General features: G+C 39.4%; 20 protein-coding genes. 16 read left to right on the top strand and 4 right to left on the bottom strand.

Going from position 1 to position 23,855, the window contains the following annotated elements; all coding sequences use genetic code 11:
• Nucleotides 1–27: 27 nt before the first annotated feature.
• The 15 genes from GLV97_RS18675 (at nucleotide 28) to GLV97_RS18745 (ending at nucleotide 17,681) form a co-directional block, all read left to right on the top strand.
• Complete coding sequence (locus GLV97_RS18675; RefSeq protein WP_160890312.1) at nucleotides 28–1,131, top strand: hypothetical protein; 1,104 nt, start codon at nucleotides 28–30, stop codon at nucleotides 1,129–1,131.
• Between the two features lie 297 nt (nucleotides 1,132–1,428).
• A complete protein-coding gene (locus tag GLV97_RS18680; RefSeq protein ID WP_160890313.1) occupies nucleotides 1,429–3,669 on the top strand; it encodes a VirD4-like conjugal transfer protein, CD1115 family in 2,241 nt (746 codons plus the stop codon).
• A 207-nt stretch (nucleotides 3,670–3,876) separates the two neighbouring features.
• A complete protein-coding gene (locus GLV97_RS18685) occupies nucleotides 3,877–6,684 on the top strand; it encodes a pLS20_p028 family conjugation system transmembrane protein (protein WP_160890314.1) in 2,808 nt (935 codons plus the stop codon).
• Between the two features lie 12 nt (nucleotides 6,685–6,696).
• Nucleotides 6,697–7,023, top strand: a complete 327-nt coding sequence (locus GLV97_RS18690; RefSeq protein WP_160839932.1) for a DUF5592 family protein — start codon at nucleotides 6,697–6,699, stop codon at nucleotides 7,021–7,023.
• Nucleotides 7,023–7,679 carry a hypothetical protein gene (locus GLV97_RS18695; RefSeq protein ID WP_160890315.1) on the top strand — a complete coding sequence of 219 codons (657 nt, stop codon included), beginning with the start codon at nucleotides 7,023–7,025 and terminating at the stop codon, nucleotides 7,677–7,679. The genes GLV97_RS18690 and GLV97_RS18695 overlap by 1 nt, the downstream gene beginning before the upstream one ends.
• 1 nt (nucleotide 7,680) lies before the next feature.
• Complete coding sequence (locus GLV97_RS18700; protein ID WP_202410680.1) at nucleotides 7,681–9,639, top strand: VirB4 family type IV secretion system protein; 1,959 nt, start codon at nucleotides 7,681–7,683, stop codon at nucleotides 9,637–9,639.
• Nucleotides 9,640–9,643: 4 nt separating this feature from the next.
• Nucleotides 9,644–10,759: a lysozyme family protein gene (locus GLV97_RS18705; RefSeq protein ID WP_237418655.1), complete on the top strand. Its 1,116-nt coding sequence runs from the start codon at nucleotides 9,644–9,646 to the stop codon at nucleotides 10,757–10,759.
• Between the two features lie 18 nt (nucleotides 10,760–10,777).
• A complete protein-coding gene (locus tag GLV97_RS18710) occupies nucleotides 10,778–11,383 on the top strand; it encodes a hypothetical protein (RefSeq protein WP_160890316.1) in 606 nt (201 codons plus the stop codon).
• A gap of 14 nt (nucleotides 11,384–11,397) precedes the next feature.
• Nucleotides 11,398–12,228: a hypothetical protein gene (locus GLV97_RS18715; protein WP_160890317.1), complete on the top strand. Its 831-nt coding sequence runs from the start codon at nucleotides 11,398–11,400 to the stop codon at nucleotides 12,226–12,228.
• 253 nt (nucleotides 12,229–12,481) lie between these two features.
• Nucleotides 12,482–12,739: a hypothetical protein gene (locus GLV97_RS18720; protein ID WP_160839936.1), complete on the top strand. Its 258-nt coding sequence runs from the start codon at nucleotides 12,482–12,484 to the stop codon at nucleotides 12,737–12,739.
• Nucleotides 12,739–13,902, top strand: coding sequence for a MobP2 family relaxase (gene mobP2 / locus GLV97_RS18725; protein ID WP_160890318.1), 1,164 nt, complete (start codon nucleotides 12,739–12,741; stop codon nucleotides 13,900–13,902). Before GLV97_RS18720 ends, mobP2 begins: the two co-directional genes overlap by 1 nt.
• Nucleotides 13,899–14,324: a hypothetical protein gene (locus tag GLV97_RS18730; protein ID WP_160839938.1), complete on the top strand. Its 426-nt coding sequence runs from the start codon at nucleotides 13,899–13,901 to the stop codon at nucleotides 14,322–14,324. Before mobP2 ends, GLV97_RS18730 begins: the two co-directional genes overlap by 4 nt.
• Before the next feature lie 5 nt (nucleotides 14,325–14,329).
• Entirely contained in the window at nucleotides 14,330–14,614 is a 285-nt protein-coding gene (locus GLV97_RS18735) for a hypothetical protein (RefSeq protein WP_160890319.1), read from the top strand.
• A 13-nt stretch (nucleotides 14,615–14,627) separates the two neighbouring features.
• Nucleotides 14,628–16,724 carry an LPD25 domain-containing protein gene (locus tag GLV97_RS18740; RefSeq protein WP_160890320.1) on the top strand — a complete coding sequence of 699 codons (2,097 nt, stop codon included), beginning with the start codon at nucleotides 14,628–14,630 and terminating at the stop codon, nucleotides 16,722–16,724.
• A gap of 12 nt (nucleotides 16,725–16,736) precedes the next feature.
• Nucleotides 16,737–17,681 (top strand): DUF3991 domain-containing protein, encoded by a 945-nt coding sequence (locus tag GLV97_RS18745; RefSeq protein ID WP_160890321.1) that lies wholly within the window; start codon nucleotides 16,737–16,739, stop codon nucleotides 17,679–17,681.
• Between the two features lie 1,006 nt (nucleotides 17,682–18,687).
• Here the strand turns inward: GLV97_RS18745 and GLV97_RS18750 are convergent.
• The 4 genes from GLV97_RS18750 to GLV97_RS18780 form a co-directional block, all read right to left on the bottom strand.
• Nucleotides 18,688–19,296 (bottom strand): hypothetical protein, encoded by a 609-nt coding sequence (locus GLV97_RS18750; RefSeq protein ID WP_160890322.1) that lies wholly within the window; start codon nucleotides 19,294–19,296, stop codon nucleotides 18,688–18,690.
• Nucleotides 19,297–19,391: 95 nt separating this feature from the next.
• Nucleotides 19,392–21,971, bottom strand: coding sequence for a peptidoglycan recognition protein family protein (locus tag GLV97_RS20085; protein ID WP_423784980.1), 2,580 nt, complete (start codon nucleotides 21,969–21,971; stop codon nucleotides 19,392–19,394).
• Between the two features lie 149 nt (nucleotides 21,972–22,120).
• Nucleotides 22,121–22,351 (bottom strand): helix-turn-helix domain-containing protein, encoded by a 231-nt coding sequence (locus GLV97_RS18775; RefSeq protein ID WP_160890323.1) that lies wholly within the window; start codon nucleotides 22,349–22,351, stop codon nucleotides 22,121–22,123.
• Nucleotides 22,348–22,965, bottom strand: a complete 618-nt coding sequence (locus GLV97_RS18780; RefSeq protein ID WP_160890324.1) for a sigma-70 family RNA polymerase sigma factor — start codon at nucleotides 22,963–22,965, stop codon at nucleotides 22,348–22,350. The genes GLV97_RS18775 and GLV97_RS18780 overlap by 4 nt, the downstream gene beginning before the upstream one ends.
• Nucleotides 22,966–23,214: 249 nt before the next feature.
• Here GLV97_RS18780 and GLV97_RS18785 point away from each other — a divergent pair, with 249 nt between their 5' ends.
• Nucleotides 23,215–23,370 carry a YvrJ family protein gene (locus GLV97_RS18785; RefSeq protein ID WP_160890330.1) on the top strand — a complete coding sequence of 52 codons (156 nt, stop codon included), beginning with the start codon at nucleotides 23,215–23,217 and terminating at the stop codon, nucleotides 23,368–23,370.
• Nucleotides 23,371–23,855 lie beyond the last annotated feature (485 nt).

The following is a 23,855-nucleotide window of genomic DNA, read 5'->3' on the forward strand; positions in this document are numbered from 1 at the left end:
TTTATTATGTTTGTGGAGGTTGATGGAATGCTATATGTAGTGTTTACTCAATTGGAAAACTCTAAGATCGTTAAATTTGAAAAAATACCCTTTCCACAAGCTGTTAAGCTCTCGCAAGAGCTGGAAATGGAAATGCGTGAGAAGAAACAAGAGGTTAATGGAGAATTTTATTTACTTGAAGAAGAAAACAATGGTGAAGCTATATACTCTGGAACTTTTAAGTTCGGTTCTTATTTTGCTCCCAACCTATTTGTCCATATTAAGAAAAAGCTTCCGGTAATAAAGACTAGTAAAGAAAAGGAAAAGAAACGCTTAGCTTTAATGGCCGAACTTGAGGAGTTAGTGGAAGAAGATCTTAAGAAAGAAGAGGACTTGGACAGTGAGATTTTTGGTAAATTAGATAAATCCAAGGTGTCTCGTCTTAAGAGGTGGCAGAGGCGGACAATCTACGGCCTTGGAGCACTTTTTGCGTTGTCCTCTATAGGGATTTTGGCATTTTTCTTTATTCAGATTTCTGCATTCAATAACGAATACCAAGCATTATCGGCTGAGAAGGAAAAGCAAACAGATGTTATTGATAAGTATCAAAATGCCCTTTTAGGGGAGGAAAAAACCTTAAACGAGTATTTATCTGCGAAGAAGTTAAGCAATTTAAAGTCGAATGAAAAGCGTATATACGCAGGGTACTTAGCTGATGAAAAGAAGTTTAGTGAGTTAGTAGATCTCTATGGTGGGGATCCTAAATTAGCTGCTACATTCCTTTCCAATAATAAAAGTGTTGATGTATTAAAAGAGTTTAATGAAGATTATCCAACCAATGAAGCGAAATTTGATATCGCTTATGCTGAAGAAGACTTTAATAAGGTCTTATCCATTCAAAATGTAGAAATGACGACCCAAAGAAGTGAGAAAAAAACCTATGCTTTTCTGAAAACCGGAAACGTGGAGGAAGCTAAAGCTGAATTAGAAAATAACAACAGTGATGAATTGAGTGAAAAGATTGCTCAATACGAACAGTTGAATCAAGCGATTGCTGACATCAACAAAGAAATGGATGAAGCAAAAGATGACAAAAAAGATGATCTGGAAGAGGAGAAGGAAGAATTACAAACTGAAATAGATCAAATTTGACGTTAGACACTCAACCTGAGTGTCTTTTTATTTTGTTGAGTTAGGGGTGATCCAACAGTGAAGAAGCGAAGTGTTCACATATCCATTGCTGTCATCGGCGTAGCCTGCATGTTTTTTCTAGCCAATACAGTACTTAATTTAATTGTTATCAATGTACAGGACGTTTTAAGCAGTGACTCATTTTTGAAAGTGTCTGAACTGGAGTTTTCAATAAGTGCTTTAATCCTTAATTTTAGTATATTACCGACAAACATATACTTCGGTTTAGTATCCATAGCGCTCATCTTAGGAGGCACGATGTATTATAAGCTGCGAACAAATTTTAAGGATTTAGAAACTAGTGGGACCAAGGGAACAAGCAGGTTTACAACTCTAAAGGAGTTGAAAGAACAATATCGAACCGTACCTGAAAAGAAAAAGACTTATGAGGGTAAAGGTGGAGTTCCTATTTCCAGGTACAAGGATAAAGTCTTCATTGATGATTCACCAGTCAATAATCTTTGGATTGGTACCACTCGTTCAGGTAAAGGTGAAATGGGTATTTTCCCCATGATTGATATCTATTCAAGAGCTGAGAAAAAAGCTTCTATGGTGTTTAATGATCCAAAGGGAGAGCTTTTTGCAAGCTCTAAAGAAACGTTAGAGAGAAGAGGTTATCACGTAGAGGTCCTTAACTTGGATAATCCTCTTCAATCCATGTCATATCAGCTGCTTCAACTAGTCATTGATGCTTACGAAGAAGGAGATATGACTAAGGCTGAGCAGTACACCAAAACGATAAGTAATATGCTTTACAGTGATCCTAGTGCTAAAGATAAATTCTGGCAGGATAGTGCAAGTGCCTTATGTACGGCCTTAATCCTTGGGTTATGTGAGAAGAACATTCCTCACAATAAAGAAAAGGTCACAATGTACACGGTGGCAAGCACGCTGAACACCCTTGCTAGTGAGAAGGAAGTTAATGAGATTACAGGTGACATAAAAACAGGTCTTGATAAATTTTTTGAGAGTCTTCCAGAACAACATCCGGCAAGATTGCAGTATGCCACCGTTAAATTTGCGAGTGGAGCTGGCCAGACAGTAGCCGGTATATTTGCCAATGCTTTCGACAAAATGAGTATCTTCACGTTAACTCCGATTGCAAAAATGACCTCTATGAACAGCTTTGAGATGAAGAAGATTGGATTCGGAAAGATTGTTTCGGGAGTAACCAGACCTCTAAGCCGAGTAAATATCCACTTTCCGAATGGAAAGTCATCTATTCGGACCAATGATAAAGGGTTGTTCTCGATTAACCATGATGAACAACTTAAGATAGGAGATCATGTTCACCTTGAAGTTGAAGGAAGTTCCATCAATTTGAAGGTTGAAGTGATGGACATTGACGGAGGTGACGGCCTAGTCACTTATAGGACCATAGAAGATAACGGTGAAGGAAAAGACAGGATAGTACTTAAACGGTTAGAACAGTTTGAAAAACCGACAGCTTTATTCATGATTACACCTGATTATGATTCGTCACTGCACGTTATTGCTTCTCTTTATGTTAAACAGCTCTATACCGAGCTAGCTCGTACAGCCAGTAACACTAAAGGTGGAAAGTGTATCCGAGATGTAGTCTTTATACTCGATGAATTTGGTAACATGCCAACCATTGATGATATGGGATCCATGATTACGGTTTGTCTTGGAAGAAACATCAAGTTCAACTTAGTCATTCAAGCTTATTCTCAACTAAAACAGAAGTATGAAAAGCAATGGGAAACCATTGATGGAAACTGTGCCAATACAATTTATATATTGACTACAAATAATGATACAGCTGAAGAAATATCGAAAAAACTGGGAGAAAAAACGATTACCTCACAGAGTAGAAGTGGCAGCACCTTATCTTTCGATAAGAATAAAACTGAAGGAACAGATGGGCGCAGATTACTGAATGCAACCGAACTTTTTCAATTGGAAGAAGGAGAAATGGTCGTCGTTCGAGGGATAAAGAGACAGGATAAGAGACGTAATAAAATTACCGCATATCCAATCTACAATACAGGAGAAACGGAGATGAAGTATCGATATCAATACCTTTCTGATGATTTCGACACGTCAATTTCTATCAATGATCTCAACATCCCTTGTAAGCATGATGATTTAGATCTTCGTAAAGTGCTTTATTTATTCCATAAAGAGCGTGAGGATGTTCAAGGAGTTGAAGACGACTCCTTAGATGATTCGGAAGGTAATGGGGACGATTTAATGACTACAAAGTCACAAGAGAAAAGTATCGGCCAACTGATGGGTCAAGACAATATCTTCCCGTTTATGAAGAACAACGTTCTTACTGAGACAGATATTACTGAAGATGACCTGTTTAACATGGATGTATCCCGATTTTTGAATCTCCTAGAAGAACTTAAAGATTCGAATAAGTTAGCAGCTAATACTTATAATGTCATCTTCGACAAGGTTGAGAAACTAAGGGAGATGGACAGCGAAGAAGGAGCTGAAGCCGTTGAAAAACAACCTATATCGACTTCATAAAGAAATAAACGTATTGGATGTCATTGAGAAACATGAAGAACACTTAGAGGAAAACGAGTTGGTTGTTCAACTAGATGATGGGTACTGCAAGATACATTTGGACCCTGGAACCAGGAAGTATCAGATCCTTGTCGATCAATTCGATGAAACCGTTAGTTCCTCAATAGACGACTTCCTTTACGAAAACTAAGAGAAAGGGGGAGTGAAATGAGTGATGAGGAGGTTCTGGAAAAGCTATTAGAATTTGGCGAATATCTTACAAAAGGAACAATCATGCAGGACATGTTTCGTTGGATATTGTGGATGTGTGTTAAAGGTTTAGCGTGGATTGTAGAAGCTTTAGAGAATATTACAGACACCATATTAGGGTTGAAACTATTTTATAACCATCCTGAATTTGTGGAGTTTATAGATCGGTTTCAACCGGTCCTAGTTATCTTATTTGCCTTTAACATTTTATACATCGGTTACTTGATGATTTTTCAGAAGAAATTTAATCGAGAAGGTGTGTTTACGAATTTAGTTATGGCTTTGATTATTATTGTACTTTTAGGGTCTGGAATGCAGAAGGCTGATCGATTTACTAATGAAGCCATTAACGCCATTAATTATTCGGGTAGCGATGGAGGGCAAATTGCTTCTAAAGTAATTACAGATAACATCATTGATATCTCTCTTTATGATTTAGATGGCTGGGAATCTCCTGACCTTGAAAATAATAACAATATTCAATCTGAATACGCTACGGATATTAATATCAACTCTTATCTGACGAGTGGGAGTCAAATTAATGCCGAAAAAGAGCTAACATCTAAAGGTGAAAAAATACTAGGTAATAAAATCGAGACTCTTGGTGATGGTTCAAGGAAAGTGATTGAACTGGAGGACGGGAACTGGATTTCAGACATTACTCAAGAGTATTACTACCGTTACACGGTGGATTGGATCAATATGATCGGAACACTTTTAGTTATGGGCTTTGTATTAGTAACAATCGCTGTAAAGCTTGCCAAGCTCTTCTTTGAGTTGGCGTTTAATTATGTACTTGCAGGTTTTGTAGCACCAACGGATATGCACAGTGGGCAGAAAATGAAGCAGGTTATTCAAAACATCTTAAATATATTCCTGGTTACCATCATGGTTTTCTTAAGCATGAAAGTCTACATCATCGGAACAGAATGGATTGGAGAAACGTTTGATGGGTTTGTGTACTTGATTGCCATGATTGGATTTGCAGCTGCAGTTGTGGATGGGCCTAACATAGTTGAAAGGCTCTTTGGAATTGATGCAGGACTCAAGTCTGGATGGGGAGCCTTGGCAGGAACATATGCGTTAGCCAAGGGTGCCGGGGGTGCTGCTATGAGTGCTGGAAATGTTGCGAATAAGACTAAGAATGCTATTGGATCGGTTGGGAGTAAATCAGCCGTGGCTGCCGGAGGAGCAAGTGGTGTTGTCGGAGGGTTGATGAGCAAAGACTCGCCAAGCAATGAATCTGAAACCAATCAATCAACGTCCCAATCCAATCAATCTAACAATGAAAATGGTCAGGAGCATCAAGGTATGAATGAGCAAAGCACTACAGGTTCAGAGAACGAAGTGGCTGCTGGAATGGAAGAGAGTAGTCAAACTGGTGAACATGCTCCATCCATTCATGATGAAATGAATGAAAGTGAAAGCGAAGAGGGGAACGGAGGTAAAGGAAGTAATTCTCCAACCTCCCTTCATGATGAGATGAAACAAAAAGGTTATGCAGGTGGACAATCCAATAAAGCAAAGGGTAAGAATTCCGATGGCCAATCAGCTCAACAAGGCAATAAACCTTCTTCTAAAGTTGGTGGGACCAGTAACGAAAACTTATCTTCAGTAAGTGATTCAGAAGGACAACAAGTAGCAAGTGCACCTGGTGACAGACGTGACGCAAGTGAAACAGAATCAGCTTCTTCTATTAGTTCAAATGGTGCTACGGGCCATGCAACGTCCTCGGCATCAAATGTGTCGGGAGGATCTCAAGTTGATCAGACAGCACCACGTCCGGCCACAGAAGGAACGACAACCGGTGGGGAATCTTCACAAGGTCCAGCAGCCCAGGAAGGACCGTCCTCGATACCAAACGTGTCCGGAGGATCTCAAGTTGATCAGACAGCACCACGTCCGGCCACAGAAGGAACGACAACCGGTGGGGAATCTTCACAAGGTCCAGCAGCCCAGGAAGGACCGTCCTCGACACCAAATGTGTCCGGAGGATCTCAAGTTGATCAGACAGCACCACGTCCGGCCACAGGAGGAACGACAACCGGTGGGGAATCTTCACAAGGTCCAGCAGCCCAGGAAGGACCGTCCTCGACACCAAACGTGTCTGGAGGATCTCAAGTGGATCAGACAGCGCCACGTCCGGCCACAGGAGGAACGACAACCGGTGGGGAATCTTCACAAGGTCCAGCAGCCCAGGAAGGACCGTCCTCGACACCAAATGTGTCCGGAGGATCTCAAGTAGATCAGACAGCGCCACGTCCGGCCACAAGAGGAACGACAACCGGTGGAGGATCTTCACAAGGGCCGTCTCCGGCATCTGAAAGCTATACGAACGGTGAGACAGCTAAAACAGGTCCTGTATCACAACAAAGATCATCTACAAACACCACTGAAAGAAAAGGAACTTCACCTTCTCCTCAAACTCTAAATTCTTCAGATAGAGGGGCTGGAGGTTCTACACCAAACAGAGGTGGTTCATCTAGTGGTAGTGGCTCATCCACTATAGAGCAGTCAAGAAACAATACTACACACGTTACGAAGGATATAAGTTCTGATTCAGGTCAAGGCGAAGTGATTAATGATAACAATCATGAAGTCGTTGAAGAAAGGCACATAGGGCAAGTCGTAAGAGATAAGGTGCATCGAAGAGTAAACGACAGTCAAACCGTTCAAAACACGAAACAAAGCTATCAAATCGGAAGAAATACCGGAAAAGCTGTAAGACGGAACTTCAAAAAACAAGTGAAAAAATTCAAGGAATAAGGGAGTGTGAATGTGGCTAACTACAGGATCCCGAAAAACGTTACCAGTGAGCTTAAGATTAATAAAGCCTTGTACCTGACTGATCTTGCGATATTAGTTGGGTTACTCCTTCTAACATTTGTATTAAGCAACGTTGTTCACTCTTCCTTCACTTGGTTGTTTTACGGTTTCATGATCATTGTTGCAGGTTTGATGATTGTCCGGCCTGCAACCAACCCTAAAAAGAGAATGTATGAAGCGATATACCTTTCGTTAAGGAGAAGAAAAGACACCTATGTAGCAATCGATTACGAAGTGGATGAGACTGATGAAAATAACGAGATTGTAGGTGAAGATTGATGGCTTTATTTGATGAAAAACAAACCAAAAACCGACTGGATCGTTCACCTAAACAGAAAAGGACAACCGTTTTTGATGAATCGAATATCCAGGAGCAAAAGGATAAAAAGAGTAGAAAAGTGAAAATTAAGTCCAGTTTTGCAGAGCTGTCGCCATTAATTGATATTACAGCTAATGGGTACTTCCAACTCAATCATGAAGAAGGATATTTTGATATCGTACAGCTGACCTCAAAGGACATTTATGCTCTGAATAACGCTGATAAAGAGAAGAACATCTACACACTGGCTTATTTCTATCAGTGGTATTTGAACGACATCAAAATCATCCCGTTGAATTTCCCGGTAGATACGAGCACTCAGCAGCGCCATATATTACAAAAGCTTGATAAAACAACGAAGAAGGAATACAGATTCTTTCTCGAACAAAAGCTTAAAGAACTTCAATTTATAGAAAAGGAACGGACGAATCGGGAGTACTACATGTTCATCTATGCTGATGATGAGTACACTTTACACTCACGGATCAACAATATCGATCGCCTGGTCAACATGGTGTTACCAGTCGTTAAACTGAGTGATGAGAAGAAGATCAACATCCTTTATAAGCTGTTTAATTTGAACTCTAAGAACAAGACGGCAGGAGGGGAGATGTAACATGCTGCAGGCGATTATAAACAAAATCAAACCGTCTAATGTTGAAGAAAAAGACGAAAAAGAGGTGTATGGTTACAACCCATATCTATTGTCTGAGATTCAAAGTCAAGGTGGAATCAAGTTCGATGAAGCCTATATCCGTAAAGGAGATGGCTATGAAACTAGTATCCATGTATACGACTTTCAAACCATTGTGACGGACTTCTGGCTAGAGCAAATTATGAACATGCCAAACGTAGTAGCAAGTCTGGATATCAGCACTCCGAATCGTAAAGAAGTCATGGATAACATCAATAAAAGCATGGCAGAGCAAAAAGTGAGGGGGGAGAATGCTAAAGATACTTCCGACTTGATTGAAGCCTCTCAAAGCTATGATGAGCTGCAGGATATATATAACGAGGTACGTCAGGGGGAAGTGCTGAAACGCATCATCCTGCGTTTGTTTGTCAGCGCAAAAACGATTGATGAGCTGGAACGATCGGTGAAGGAAGTCATCGATACGTTGGAATCCTTGAACTTCAGGGGCAGTGTTTTTCTGAATGAACAGGAGTATGAATGGGAAGGTATGTTCACCAGTTATACAACCCAACAGAAGTATCCGAACAAACGGAAAGGTGTGGAAATCCCTTCTTTATCTTTAGCTGCAGGGTTTCCTTTCCACTTCACAGCCTTGAATGACCCTTTTGGTACGCATTACGGGACCACGGATACGAACGGCAACGTAATCTTCGACTTATTTCATAAAGACCAGAAAAGAAAGTTCTACAACGCTCTTATGATCGGGAAAATGGGGTCTGGTAAATCCACGCTGTTGAAGAAAGTAGCTTTGGATAACGCTGTGAAAGGCCATAAGGTAAGGATTTTAGATATCACTGGGGAGTTTGAAGAGCTCACTCGTGTTTTAGGTGGTAAAGTCATCGCCCTGGATGGGTCACATGGGATCATCAATCCTTTGCAAGTATATAAAACAGCTTCTAATGATGACGGGACGGCCAATGAGAGATTGTCCTTTACCCAGCACCTAAGTAAGATGAGTGTGTTTTACCGTTTCCTTAATCCGGACACGACAAACGCAGAAATTAAGGAGTATGAGAACCTTTTGAGGAATCTGTACGTTGAACATGGCCTTTGGACCGACGCCAATGAAACGAATCACATCACTGATCGAAAAGCAGAGGAATATCCAACCTTCAGTGATTTTCTATCGTACCTTCGATCTCAACTGTATGAAGACGTAGAGAGCCAACGAGTCTATGAAAATCTGGGAAGTGTCAAAAGGGAACGGCTGGAGCATATTGAGCTGAATATATCCAACTTGGTACAGAACTACGCGCACCTTTTTGATGGCCACTCCAGCATTGAGAACTTTGATAATGAGTATTTCGTTTCTTTCCCTTTAAGAAACCTGTCTGAACTCAAGCCGGAAATCTTTCAGGCGCAATTGTTTAACGTCATGAACATGCTGTGGGACGGAATGCTGAACAATGGACAACCTCAATTTCAGGCCTTCAACAAGCATCGGTTGGACTTTGAAGATGCTGTGAGGTACCTGATTCTGATTGATGAAGCTCACCACATCATCAATACAAGGAAAGGTTCGGAACATGGTGTTCAGTACCTTCAGCGCTTCATGCGTGAAGCCAGGAAGTATTTCGGTGGAATCTTCTTTGCAAGTCATCTGATTACGGACTTCGTACCTGAAAATGCAGATCAGAGCAGTGCTGAAGAAGTGAAGAAGCTGTTCAGCTTAACGCAGTACAAATTCATCGGAGAACAGGACAGTGAGTCTTTAAACAAGCTGAAAGAGGTTTTTGTAGGCCAGCTGAACGAAAGTGAACTGAATCAAATCCCTTTCCTGCAGACAGGACAAGTCTTACTCTCCATATCGTCTGTGAAGAACATCAAAATGAACGTTGATGTCTCACAAGAAGAGCTGAATTTGTTTGGAGGGGGTGCGTGACACCTTGGGGAACTTTGCAAAAAATGCTGTAAGAATGGGGGCCAATCTAGCAACACTCAAAACAAGATTAATCATTCTGTTGGTGGTTGTCGGAGGCTTCGTCTTGTTCATATTTGTGGCCGGAGTTTTCCAAAGTATCATCGGAGGTGGTGGAGAAACGGATGATTCCGGACAATATGTTTCTCTCCCTCCAGGCACTTATCCTTTGAATGATACCGTAGAGGGCTACCGTGATGAAGTTGAAATGTACGCAGAAGACTATGGAATAGAAAGCCACGTCGATATACTGCTCGCTATGATGATGCAGGAATCCGGAGGGAAAGGGGATGATCCTTTCCAGGCGAGCGAAAGTAAATGTGGCTATATTGGATGCATAACGAACCCGAATGAGTCAATAAAACAAGGCGTTAAGTATTACAAAAGCGTGTTGAATCAAGCTGATGGGGACATCAAATTAACCCTCCAATCTTACAACTTTGGAGGAGGGTTTATCGGTTATGTGATGGACCGTGGTGGTGAATATACGAAGAAGCTAGCCGTGTCATTTTCACAAATGATGTATGAAGAGTTAAAGCATACCGGGAACTACAGTTGTATTCGTGGAGATTCCGTTCCTTCGGGGGCCTGTTATGGGGATGTTCAATACGTGGACGCTGTCTTGAAGTATTATCATCCAGTGTCCAGTGATGCGATTGCCGACATATCACCATCCTTTAATGGGGAATTCGTTAAACCCATTCAAGGGAGTGCTGAAATAACCAGTGATTACGGCATGAGATATCATCCAACGACCGGCGAATATTCCATGCACAATGGGATTGATTTTGACTGTATAGGTGGTGTGACACCTATACATACAGTGGGTGACGGGTTGGTGGTTTATAACCAAAGTGCAGGCACGTACGGAAATGTGGTAATCGTGAAACATGAAGAGAATTTGTACTCTCATTATGCCCATCTATCCAGTATCGATGTTTCTGAAGGCGCGAGGATCCAGGCCGGGGAAAGAGTAGGAGTTTGTGGCACAACAGGACGTTCTACAGGTCCTCATCTGCACTTGGAAACGAAGACGGAAACATGGGGAGGACATCAAAACCCTAAGGACGTATTAGGATTCTGATCACAAGGGGAAATGGCTATGAACAGCTCAAAATTGTTTAAGAATGTATCCATTGTCGTGCTGGTCTTTTTACTAGCCATGAACGGGTACTTTTTTTATGCAAATGGACAGAACGAAGAGAAGTATGAAGCCATCGTAGATGAAAATGAAAGGCTCGTTGAAGAGAACGAGATCCTGAAGGAAAACGAGAAAAACATATCTAATACGGCAAGGGAACAGACTTTTGAAGATCTTCTGAATCAAGCGAACTTGTTTGTAGATTTGGTTTATGTTCAAAAAGTAGACGGATATCAGGAGAGAAAAGACGAAGCTAAGAATGTAATGGATGAAGAGCTGCAGGAACGATACTTTCCATCAGATGAATACAACCAAACCAGTATGGAATCTCGGATTCTCAGCGATAAATATTACATCGAAAATATGGATATGAATCAACAGGAAGTTGATGTCCTTATGGAAATTAAGCATGAAATCAACTACGTAGAAAGTGGTAAAAAAGATGAGTCCCACATGTTTCTCCGCGTGACTTTCGAGCGTCAGGATGAGCAATGGATCGCAACCAATATTGAGGATTTGTTCGCAGATACAGAAGCTCTTCAGGAAGAAGAAGACAATAGTGTGTAAAGGGAGGTGAAAAGATGTTCAATAAAGATAAAGTGAACTTGAGGAGAAAATCCAGCCGGATCTATGTGACAGTCATTACCTTTGTCTTCGCCGGTTTGGCTTTCTTCCTAACGTCAGGTTTTATCATGAAGGAGAAAGTGGAGGTCTTATCTTCCCCCGTAAATGAAAACATCGAAGTATCATCCACTCAAAATATTGAAATCATCAAGTGGATTTACGATAAAGACAAGAACAGAATGGAAATTGTCATTGATACAAAAAACCTAGATTCTGATTATGAAAATCTGAAGTTTACCTCCTTTCAACGAAGTGATGAAAGCGAACTGAAAACCGAGACCATTTTCCAATTTGAAGATCATTATGTCGTACGGATCAATGGATTATCTAAAGAATATACGCAAGTGGCTTTGGATTTAATCGGGACAGGATATAGTGAAGGTGATAAAGGTGAGGAAGAGCTTCTTAAGACTCTTTATGCTGATCATAGGGAAATCAATAAAGAGGATATTGTTGAAAAAGAAGACAGTGAATACATCACTTATACCACCCATTTGATCATCGATAATATTGAGAAAAGCGTATCTGAAACTAAAGAAATCATCGAAGAAAATGAAACTAAAATTAATGAGTTAAATCAAAGAATACGCACCCTAAAAGAGGAAAAAGTGTACCAAACGGATGAAGAAAAACTTGATACAGATAACGATATAAATTCACTTGAAATCAACATTGGAGAGCTGGAAAAAGAGAACAGTAATCTGGAAATGGACCTGGATATGTATCAAGAAAAAATCGAGAAAGCCAAGCAAAAAGAACGAGAGAAAATACTGGAAATGACCAACTAAAATAAAGAGGAAAGCAGCTAATTTTTATTCAAAATTAGCTGCTTTCTTTGATTTAAGGCATGCACAAACTATGCAATCTTAGAAAATACACTATGCACAAACTGTGCAATACTTCAGATTTTATGTACCCATCCAAACGTTAGGCTCTGCCTAACACCACACGCCAAGTGGGGTCATGTTTTCCTTATGCTCTTTCTAGGTTTAGTGGGTATTTTCCATATTTTGTGTTGCGTTTTGTGAGAGGAGGAGTCTTATGGAAGTGAAGATAAGAGATCTAAACCCATCTCTGGTTAAAGAAATCGATGAAAAAGCGAAGAGAAGTAAACTTTCCAGGCAGCAATATTTGAAAGATCTTTTAGAAAATCATGTTCTCATACGTGAACTGAACAGCAGGGAAATGGAGTTAAAAAATACGTTAGAAAAAAACACAGAAATCCTTCGTATGGTCGGTCAGCAATTAGATAAGAGTACTGTCGTGTTAAACACGTTGTTGGAAGAGGAGGAAGAGTAATGTCTCTGTCCACTTATGAAAAAGCCTCCGTGATTATTAAGTCCAGATTCATTAAGGGGAACCAAAAGCGTTTTAATGACTACGTGAATTACATGGATCGTGATGAGGCCAAGGACCCTACGGACTTTTCCATGTACAACAATTATATGAGTGATGAGCGAAAGGCCACCTCGTTATTTACTTCTGAAAACAGCGAACTTAGTGAGGATAAAAAGGACAGGCTGAAGGAGGCTTTTAAGTTATCTCAAGAACGAGGAAGTATTTTATGGCAGGACGTTGTATCTTTTGATAATCAATGGCTGGAAGATCACGGGATGTTGGATCGAAGAACAGGCTCATTAGATGAAAACCGATTGAAAGATATAACTAGGCTCGCAATGAAGGATATGCTCCATAAGGGAAACATCAATAATAACCCTGTATGGTCTGGTGCTATTCATTACAATACGGACAACGTCCACATTCATTTAGCCACTGTGGAATTATCACCAGATGGAAATGCGAGGGGAAAACGTAAGCTTAAAACATTAGAAAATATGAAATCTGTGTTTGTGAATAAGATCATGGATAGATCAAAGGAGCATGAGCAAATCAACGATATTATTAGAAATAAAATCGTGAATGACAAAAAGCAGCACAAGACCTTCGGGACTTTTAATCGTACGTTCAAAAAGGACTTTTTGGAGATTTATCGTGCTCTCCCGGAAAACCGAAGGTACTGGAACTATGGATACGAAAAAATCAATCATATCAAGCCTAAGTTGAACCAACTCATCAAGGACTATATGGAGAAGAATTATAAGGTGGAATACCAGAACTTTGAAGACAGGCTTGATAAAGAAGTCGAGGTAATAAGGAAAGCTTATGGGGAAGGTGATCATCATCGTTATAAGGACTATAAGCAGAATAAAATCGATGATCTTTATAAGAGAATGGGCAACGCATTCTTGAAAGAAATGATCGACTACGATAAGAAGGTTACGGAATTTGGTAAGGGCAATCAAAAGTACACACCAAAAATGAAGCAAGTGAAGAAGAATTACGCTTTTCATCAGATGAAATATGGCGTTGGTCGCTTGATATACAGTGAACTTAATAACAATAAGAACCAAGCTGCTTATGAGCGTTTGCAAAAAGATATAGAAAGAGAGGGATCGTTATGAGTGATGATGTAGTAAGAAGATTAAGGCTGACGAAAGAATCCTGTGATTACCTTGAGGATTATGCAGAAAAGAACAACATTCCTTACGATAACCGAACGATAAACTTAATCATTGAGGAACACAAACAGATTAAGGATCAAACACAGATGCAGCAAGAGATGATTCAGTCGATCAGTGAAAATGTGTCGAAAGAAGTGAAGAAGGAAGTTAAGCGTGTGCTGCTTGGAACAAACAATACAGATCGAAATACACAGGTCATTATCGAATTACTTAATGGACTGTTCATTGAAAATAACGTCAGCGATATCCTGACAACGGATGATATGGAATCAAAACCGGTCCATACAGCGAAAACCTTTGTACAGGAAAGAATCAAACATCAGCAGCAGAAAAGGGCTGATTATTACCAACAAAGGGGGTGAACGACATGAAGGAAAAAGAAACAGCTCGATACGAATTCGGCGTAATTAAGGAGTACGGAGATCAAGAGGTTATCGTCCTGGTCAATGGGATGGAATACCACGTTTTGCTTTCGGAAGAAGAAGCAGAAACAGTAGAGACTCTCCTTCTGGAAGAAAACTTTGAATATGTAGCGTTTGATACAGAAGCAGAGAAGGTCGTCTTCGAAGATGTGTTTAACATGACCGAATTAGATGAGGAAGCTCTGGCTGATATTCATGAAGGGGTTAATGATGATGGCGTAGCTGAATGAAAGGAGTGAAATGATGGTTAAGAAACGAACCAAGTCAACCAAAGATAAAAAGCAGGAAATTGAAAAGCTCACTGAAGATCGGAACAAAGAAGTTGAAAAGTTCTTTGAATCAGATGAACAGATGAAAGCTTACCTTACTTTCATGAGCAAGTTCTATAATTACTCAGCCAGGAACACGATTTTAATTCAAAAGCAGTTTCTTGGAGCTGAAGCTGTAGGGAGCTTTAAGTTCTGGAAAGATAAAGGCTTTCCTGTTCAAAAAGGAGAAAAGGGAATCAAGGTTCTTGTTCCTTATAAATACAAGGTCTTTGAACGGGAAAGGACGAACGGATCCGGGACAGTGAAAACACCCGTGAAATACGCAACCAAGAAAGAGAAGGAAGGAATGACCCAAGGCAACATTCCCGTTAAAGAAAAGCTTGCGTATACCACCGGTCATGTCTTTGATGTGTCACAGACCAGCGCTACTGCAGAGGATTTACCTGAGATATTTCCAAACAAATGGCTTGAAGGTGACGTCGAGAACTATAAGGAAATGGTTCATTCTCTTAAAGGGATTGCCGAGCAAATGGACGTCAAAGTGATGGATCATCCCAGGGGAGAGCTTGGTGCTGCGAAAGGCGTGTATGTCGAGTACCAACAGCCGAATAGGGATGGAAGCTATGACCTGAGGAAAGCCATCGAATTAAATCCAAGAAACAGTGAATTGAATAACGTTAAGACTCTTATTCATGAGCTGGCTCATGCCAAACTTCACAATACCAGTACAGATAACTCCAAAACGCTAAACAAAAATGAGAAGGAATTCCAAGCAGAATTGACGGCCTTTACCGTTTGTTCCTACTTCCATTTAGATACCAGTGATACAAGCTTGAACTATCTCCATCATTACACCAGAAACCATCAATCCATAAATGACAAACTGACTTTAATGGAAGAGGTGAAAAGCACGTCATATGAGTTTATAACCCATCTGGAGAAGGATTTGTTGAAAGAAAGGGATTTAGGTCATCAAACCAATAAAACGCCTGAGAAAGCCGATATGGACCTGCATAAAGCATATGGATCCATTCGAGTGGTAACAGATGGCCAAATCAAAAAGGTGGAGGGCCTTTCCTTAAGTGAGTTCCAGGAGGTCTTCCATGATGAACACGATAGGAACATTTTGAACCAGCCTGATTTAAAGGGATTGGATGTACCATCGATGATTCAATCATTCAACAACCTTAAAGAGAATTGGCATGGAGATAAGCCAAATGTGAAGATGATCGATCCTAAATTGAATGATCCGGCTGTTTATGTCGTATGGAGTGAATCCACCCTGGATCAAAGCTTAATGACTGTAGAAGACATGGACAAACAATTGGCTGCAGCTAACCTGGAATCCTTAAAAGAGGATGGCTACGATAAGACAAAAATCAACGTTCTCATTCCCAAAAATCATGGTGTTTCGGTTCACGCCTTAAATCGAATTGATTTAGGAGATGGAACCTATGGGAACATGTATGATCACTTAAGACAATCGCAGGCGCATCTTTGTGAGTACTTCCCTGCAGATAAGGGCTACTTAGATGATGTTTACTCTAAAGAAGAAGTATCACAAGCCTTTGCACACATTTATAAGGAAAACCTACACCTCCAACATCGGCATAACCTTGATGATCACCAATTGTCCGTTTCTAACCACAAAGTACACGATGCAGAAAACTTCGCTGTAACCCATAATCTCCTGTCTGAAGATGATTTGAACGAAATCCGATCTAAGGCAGCCGATTCTTTCCAAGAAGAACACCAACACACGACATTGAAAAACCAAATGTTAAATCTAAAAGGCCAATATGAAAGGTTTCAATCTTTAGTTCAGAAAGAGAATACAGGTGAACTCACAGAAGAAAAGATCGTAGGCCGTATGGCAGCTGAAAATCAATACGCTGAATCGAAAAAGCAAGCCATACAGGAAGGATACGTGTCAGAGGAGAGCGTTTTAAAGATGGAAAAGGATATAACGAGGGAGGCACAAAAGCAGCAAGGAAAAGCCGTAGACCATGATAATCCGTTCAGCAAAGAAGGGAGAAAAACCAGCCATAAAAGCTCCGGGTTAACGATGTAAGGGGGAGAAGGTGTGAGAGTAACTTCTGATGAAATCAACCAAGCCAAAGAGATCCCTTTAATTGACTTCATAAATGCGAATGGCATAGACGTGCAGCAGGAAGGAAACAGCAGTGAGCCTTACTATCGTGTGATGGAACACGATAGTTTAGTCATTAAGGGAAACAAGTTCTATTGGAACAGCCGTTCAGAAGGTGGTTTTGGATCCATTAGTTTCGCCATGACGTATTATGAGTTGTCCTTTCCGGAAGCTGTGAATCGGGTTAATGGTCATGAATATGGTTCATTAACGAACACTCAGAGTGTAGAGAAGAAGCCCTTTCAATATCCTGACTATTATGAGGTCAATGAAACAGCTGTCATTAAGGATTATTTAACGAACGAACGTGGAATCGACGGTCGCGTAGTTGATTGGTGCATCAAAAAGGATTTGTTAGTTCAAGACAAGAAAGAGAATGCCGTGTTTAAGTGGAAAGATCGATCAGGAAAGGTCATCGGTGGCGATCGGCAGGGAACCAAACATATTGATAGTAAACGCGGGACGTTTAAGCAAATCATGCCTAACTCTGCAGAAGACAAAGGATTTACGATTGATGTGGGGAGGAATCCGGATAAGATTGCCTTATTTGAATCCCCTATAGATATGCTTTCGTACTGGTCGATTAAGAAAGAGAAAGTTCAAGGAACTCGCATGATTAGTATGAGTGGTTTAAAACTAAAAACATTGGTACAAACGATGAAGGATATGAAGCAAGGTGGTCAACCAATAAATAAGATTATGTCATGCGTAGACAGGGATGATGCTGCATCAAGGTTTCATAATAAACTAAAGGGGGTTCTGAATAAGAACATTTTTGAAGACCACAGACCTTCTCACACAAAGGATTGGAATGACGAATTGAACAACATTATAAATAAAGTCCAGGTTTCATCTAAGAAACAATCCTACGGAAGGTAATTCAATCCCCCTTTGGATATGTAATTCAGAACGCTTGCTCAATAACGCAATACATCAAAAACACAATAATACAAAGGGGTGTTATATAAACGCTCTATCCGGATTTTACAGTTTGAAGATATAGGAGCTTTGGAATCGAAAAAAACATTAACACTATTTTATTTTTTTAGACAATTAGTTATAGTGTAAATAATCAATTTAAAAACGGTTATGTAATTAAGAAGGCTAGAGATTTTTGAGATACATGAATGGAGTCTTGTAATTAAAGAATTGCTGTTCTATAGAATAGGAAGTGAGAGTCAGTCAAAGCATTGAATATCAGGTGAAATTAGATCTTTCTATTAGCAGGGGATTGCTATTATGTATTACTGAGTAATTGTGTTAATGAATTATTGTATAATTGAATGTTTCTATCGGTTCCTAAACGTTATGAAGGGACCGATTTTTTATGCTTTCGATTGAAATGCTTCACTTCATAGTGGAATTGCGTCAATTCTTTACTAATAATCAATGTTGCGAATTGCTGATCAAAAGGAAAAAGAAAGTATTTGTTCATACTGCAATGTTAAGGTCTGATAAGATCGTAAAGTGCAGACCTTAACAAAAGGTATGAAACTACTTCCTAATTTAGACCTAGATTAATACCACAATGAGAAGTCGGCTATATTACTTTACATTTAAAAAACACACCTGTGTCTAAACAAACCAAAAAACTGGTACCTTTAGTTGTTTAGGCACCAGTTTTATTGGAATTGGATTTAAAATGCTTTATAATCTTCTGTTATTTGTATTATTTTTCTATTATTTCTTTTATTTCCTTTAACTACTCTATAAGTGTCTCTTGTTGAATTTTCATATCTTTAATTCGTTCATCAAAAATTTCATTGTGTTTATTGTTCGTCTCCACTACAGAAGAGGTTTGTTTTACGGCTAGTTTTCTAGCGTACCCTATTCCTACAACTAGAACAATAATAAGTAAAATGTAATACAACCCATCTAGGAAGATTTATTTCTCCTCAAAATCGATTTCAACATTTGCGTCTTCGCCTAATGGCTGTCCGTCTTGGTCTGTAGGTGCTTTTATAAGGAGATTTGCGGATTTAATATCCTCTACTTTTGAATTATCAAATAAATAAACAATCATACGTGATCTTGTGAAATCTTCTTTAATGTATTGCATTTCCACTTTATCACTCATAAAATCATGAGGAGATTCAAAGCTTTCCCCTGTATCGGTTGTTAACTTCAAATGATCACTAGAGAAATTGATATCTTCATCTGTAGTACTGATTTCCATTCCTATATTGATATAATCAATGTTCTCTTCACCAATTTTATCGAGGATGAAAGGATCTGTTACTGTACCAGTTACTAGGTTTGAAGATACAATAGTTAAAGTTAAAGGTCCTACTTCTACTGTATCTATATCTTCTTTATGGGCTACAGACTGAAACTCCCCTCCGGGCGTCCCCGTATCTTGTTCCTCAGTTTTTTCCCCTTCCTCAGAGGTCTTCTCCTGTTGAGATTGTTCCTCTTCTACTTGCTTTCCCTCTTCACTACAAGCAACTAAGGTGATAATGGATATTGTAAAGAAAAATGACAATATTTTATTCATGATAGTCTTGTACCTCCCCGAATATATTCACAGAACACAATATCAATTATATTAGGGAGGTACAAGAGTCTTTGTTTTTAGTTATTTAGTTTTCTTTACGTTAATACTTGGCGAAATACAGTCTGAGATACTGTTCTAAATAAATTAAACAGGGCTGCTCCTGATAACCCAACAGAGAAGAAGAAAGCTAACAAGCACACTAAGACAAGTACTGTAGCATCTTTTTGAAGTTGTTTCCTGTCCCAGTCGACATCATCTAATACAAGCTTTTCTTTGTAATGTACATTTGTAGACTGTTCGAACATTGCTTCAATAGTGAGATAATCCATTTTGAAAAAAGGAGCTTCGTCTAATGTTTTTAGATCCATTTCACTTACTCGAAGCTCCACAATTTCTTTAAGGTTATCTCCTACAATGCTATCAAGTTCTGCTCGTGCTTCAGCGACTTCCCTAAATCCAGGCAAGAAACCCTCTTGCAACATTTTGTTTAGAGCTTGGTTAATAACCCCGCTGATTACAGCGCCTTCTATAGCCTTGTTAGCTTCTAAATCCCATTCAGCTTTATCAGGGTCGCCTAGCAATATAGTCCCGGTTAATTCCCCACTGATACGTCCAAGTTCAACAGTATATCCTTTTGAGTAGCTGATGGTTCCAATTTGATCAGAGTCATAATATTCTTTGATATTATCTGAAAAAGGTGATTTTATGACACGGAGGTTTGGATCAGGTTCATAAATGTAAGACAATGATTCCATTACCTGCATTTTAAAATTTTCGAATACTGGTAATAAGTTAGTAGGACAGTTCTTCCCACTCCAATAATTGTGTGGAACAACATTGGAAAGTGGAATATCAAATTCATTCATAAGATAACTTACTAACGCAGCCGCATTCTTTCTAGTTATATGAAAATTGTCCATATCATTTACACAAAGCTCAATGCCGATACTATTATAATTACCATAAGTATCTCCAGCGTGGTATCCAATCTCGTCCAGAGGTAAATGCTGGTAAATAACAGGCCATGAGTCTACTGTATAATGCCATGATGTTGGTGTATCGTGCCGTTTTACATATTCAGCGTGCATAGCTGCAGTAGCTGCAGAATTCGTATTAGCTGTTTCATGAATAGTAATATAAGTGGGATTCATTTTGGTTCCTGGTCGGTTCGAATTGTAAAAGGGAATAATTTTTTCAACTATAGAAACATCTGCGAAGTTGCCACCTGTAATAGTATCGCTTATATCGATATCATCAGCATTACTTCCTTTTAACCCTAGGGAACTAAGTGTCTTAGGCCCAGAATTACCATCAACAGTTAATCCATTAGAAGATTGATAGCTGCGAACGGCTCTTTCAGTAGCCGGACCATAACTTCCATCTATACTGTCAGAATAATACCCTAAATCAGCCAGTGTTTCCTGAAGAATCCTTACAGCATCTCCTACATCACCAGGTAACAAAGCATCACCATAAAAACCTGAACCGCGGGAAGAACCTGAACCGGATCCATAAATTCCAAGAGATGAGAGCGTTTCTGGTCCTGCCGAACCATCAACACTTAATCCCTTCATGAGCTGATAACGCCGTACGGCATCTTCCGTTTTTGATCCAAAATAGCCATCAACACCAAAGTTAGCAGCATTTACATCTGGATAAAAGTTATTATCTACGAGCGCTTGCTGAAGAATCCTTACATCTCCTCCTGAATCGCCTCGTTGCACAGCATTAATCAATTCAGAACTGAAGCTACCGTTATAAATTCCAAGGGAAGAAAGTGTTTCCGGACCTGCCATACCATCAATGGTCAAACCATTAGCAGACTGGAAATTGCGTACAGCACTTTTGGTACCCGGGCCATAACTACCATCAATACTTCCAGAGTAAAAACCATTATTGGCCAGATGTCGTTGGAGGATTTTCACTTCTTCTCCGGTGTCACCTGGTTGCATAGCCCCGATCGCACCGGATTTACCCTCATAGATTCCGAGAGATGTTAGGGTCCCTGGGCCTGCCATACCGTCAATGGTCAAACCATTATCTGTTTGATAGGTACGTACTGAATTCTCAGTAGCTGGTCCGTAACTACCATCAATAGAATTATCATAATAACCTCGATTGGATAAAATTTGTTGTAAGAATCTCACTTCATCACCTGAGTCGCCAGGTTGCAAAGCTCCAGTAGTCTGTACCCCCACCGAAATTCCAGAATAAATTCCAAGGGAAGAGAGCGTTTCTGGGCCTGCCATACCGTCTACTGTCAAACCATGCATGGTTTGGTACCGTCTAACTGCATATTCAGTATTAGGACCGTAATTTCCATCTAATACATCTGTATAAAACCCTTCACTTTTGAGAGTCTCTTGTAAGAAACGAACTGATTCTCCGTTATTTCCAGGTACTAATGCGGTGATGCTATTTTTAACAAGATCATCTTCATACAACTTAAGGGCGCTGATTGTTTCTGGACCAGCCTTCCCATCAACAGTAAGACCTCGCACAATTTGAAATCTTCGTACCGCATCTTCAGTAGCCGGGCCATAGCTTCCATCGATCCCATAATTAGAAGCATCTTTATCCGGGTAAAAGTTGTTATCTACTAATGCTTGTTGCAGTTCTCTCACGTCTTCTCCTGAATCGCCTCGACTTAACGCTATTCCAACTGAAATACTCAATATTCTCATCCTTCCATATATTATTGATTACGAAAGGGTGTAAGACATCGGTTTGTACACCCCACAAACCAGATATCTGTTTCGTATATTAGGTAAAGCGTTTAAAAATGAAAAATCACAACCTCTTTTAAAATCAATCGAAAAAATCTCTAATTATTTGTTGATAGAAACTCCCAAAACCCTGGAACATTATTAGTATCAAAAGAATGTGTTACTTTTAAGGTTTTTGATATCAATTCCTGTTCCAGGTTTTCTCTATCTTGATAAGTTGTTTGTTTGAGTGACTTTTTTATTTTCGGTTCAATTCTCTTTATAATCTTCACCGTACTATACTCATCACCGTTTTGGGATTTCTCAATTAAGGTCTTCCATTCTTTCATTGCGCACCCTCCATTTCTCTCCTCAATCGTTCCAAGGCTTTCTTTTGTATTTTTGAAGCACCTTGTTGTGTAATACCTAGCTCATGAGCTGTTTTTGTTAATGTAAGGTTATTTCCATAAACAAACTCAAGGACTTTCTTCTGACGTTCAGTCAATTTTGAAAAAGCAATTTTTAATCTTTCATTTTCTATCTTGTTTTCCAACGAATTATGCACATTTTCAATGACTTGGATATCAACAAGGGGCTCGGAGCTCGGAATCCCTTCAACTAAGCTACTTTCATCGTCATCGACAGTTCCATCCATAACTAAGGGGAAACGATTTTTTTCTCTTCGTTGTTTCTTATCAAAGTTAACCGCCCCCCAATGGATTGTTTTAGATAGATAATTAATCACTTTTACCCCTGTATAATATTCACGAAAAGACGAATCCAACATATTCCTATTCTCGTCACTGGGATCTTTGAGATTTTGTATTAATAAGTTAAAATGCTCTTCTTGTTCAAGGAATTTTTTTACCAATGGATTTTTGATTAGTTTTTCGTGGTCCTTTTGGAATTGGAGGAAAAGGAGTTTCTCGAATTTAGATAATTTGTCTGTGTACTCCTTAAACATAAAGTACCTCCTAGAAATATTATTTATAGATAAAAGGTACCTATAGGATAAAAACAACAACCAAAATAGGAACATATGTTCTTATTTTATTTTTTTTCGACAAAATATACAAGCGTGGTTGTGGAAATTCCCGTGAAATATCTTTGGGATATGTGCAAAGAGAGGTGTACTATGTAGTCAAACTTTTTACTTGAGAAAATTACAGATGTTTCAGGGCATCGAAGAAAAGTATACGGAGGAGTGATTGTGATGACAGAATTTCCTGAGTGGGCAATGATTACGGGAAACTTGGGATTCCCGATAGTCTTAGCTATTTATCTTCTAACTAGGTTTGAGAAGAAATTAGATACTTTAACAAAAGCGATAAACGAGTTAGATTCAGAGAATGAGTTTAACAAAAAATGAACGAAACCCTCATATCTCATATGAGGGTTTTTTTGGTGTTATTGTTTAAACTGAGCATATTTAAAAGGAGAGTACTAACATAAAGGATATGTCTTATGGATCCGACGAAAAACCTCCTGTTAGAATATATTAGCTTTTGGCTTATTTCAGATGGTACGTATGATGAATCTGAAACGGAACCCTTAGAAAGAGACTATTTCCTGTCTGGCAAATAATTGTTCCAATCATAAGGTCTAATCAATAATTGGGTAGCGTCAGGAAAATGCAGATATACAACGTTAAGCAAATTAGAGCATGAAAAATCGGTTCCTTTACAACGTTCAGGAACCGATTTTCTGATTTAGTTTATTAACCTAAAGTTAGCAATAGGTAAGCCTTTGACGTTATCTCCAGCTTTTCCCCTGCTCCACACCAAGGACGTGCTAGTTTCCCAGCATCCGGCGCTCCATCTAACGATATGTACTGTGATGATAAGTTACTCGTTA

It is taken from the genome of Halobacillus litoralis (assembly GCF_009856355.1).
In the GTDB taxonomy this organism is placed as follows: Bacteria; Bacillota; Bacilli; order Bacillales; family Halobacillaceae; genus Halobacillus; species Halobacillus litoralis_B.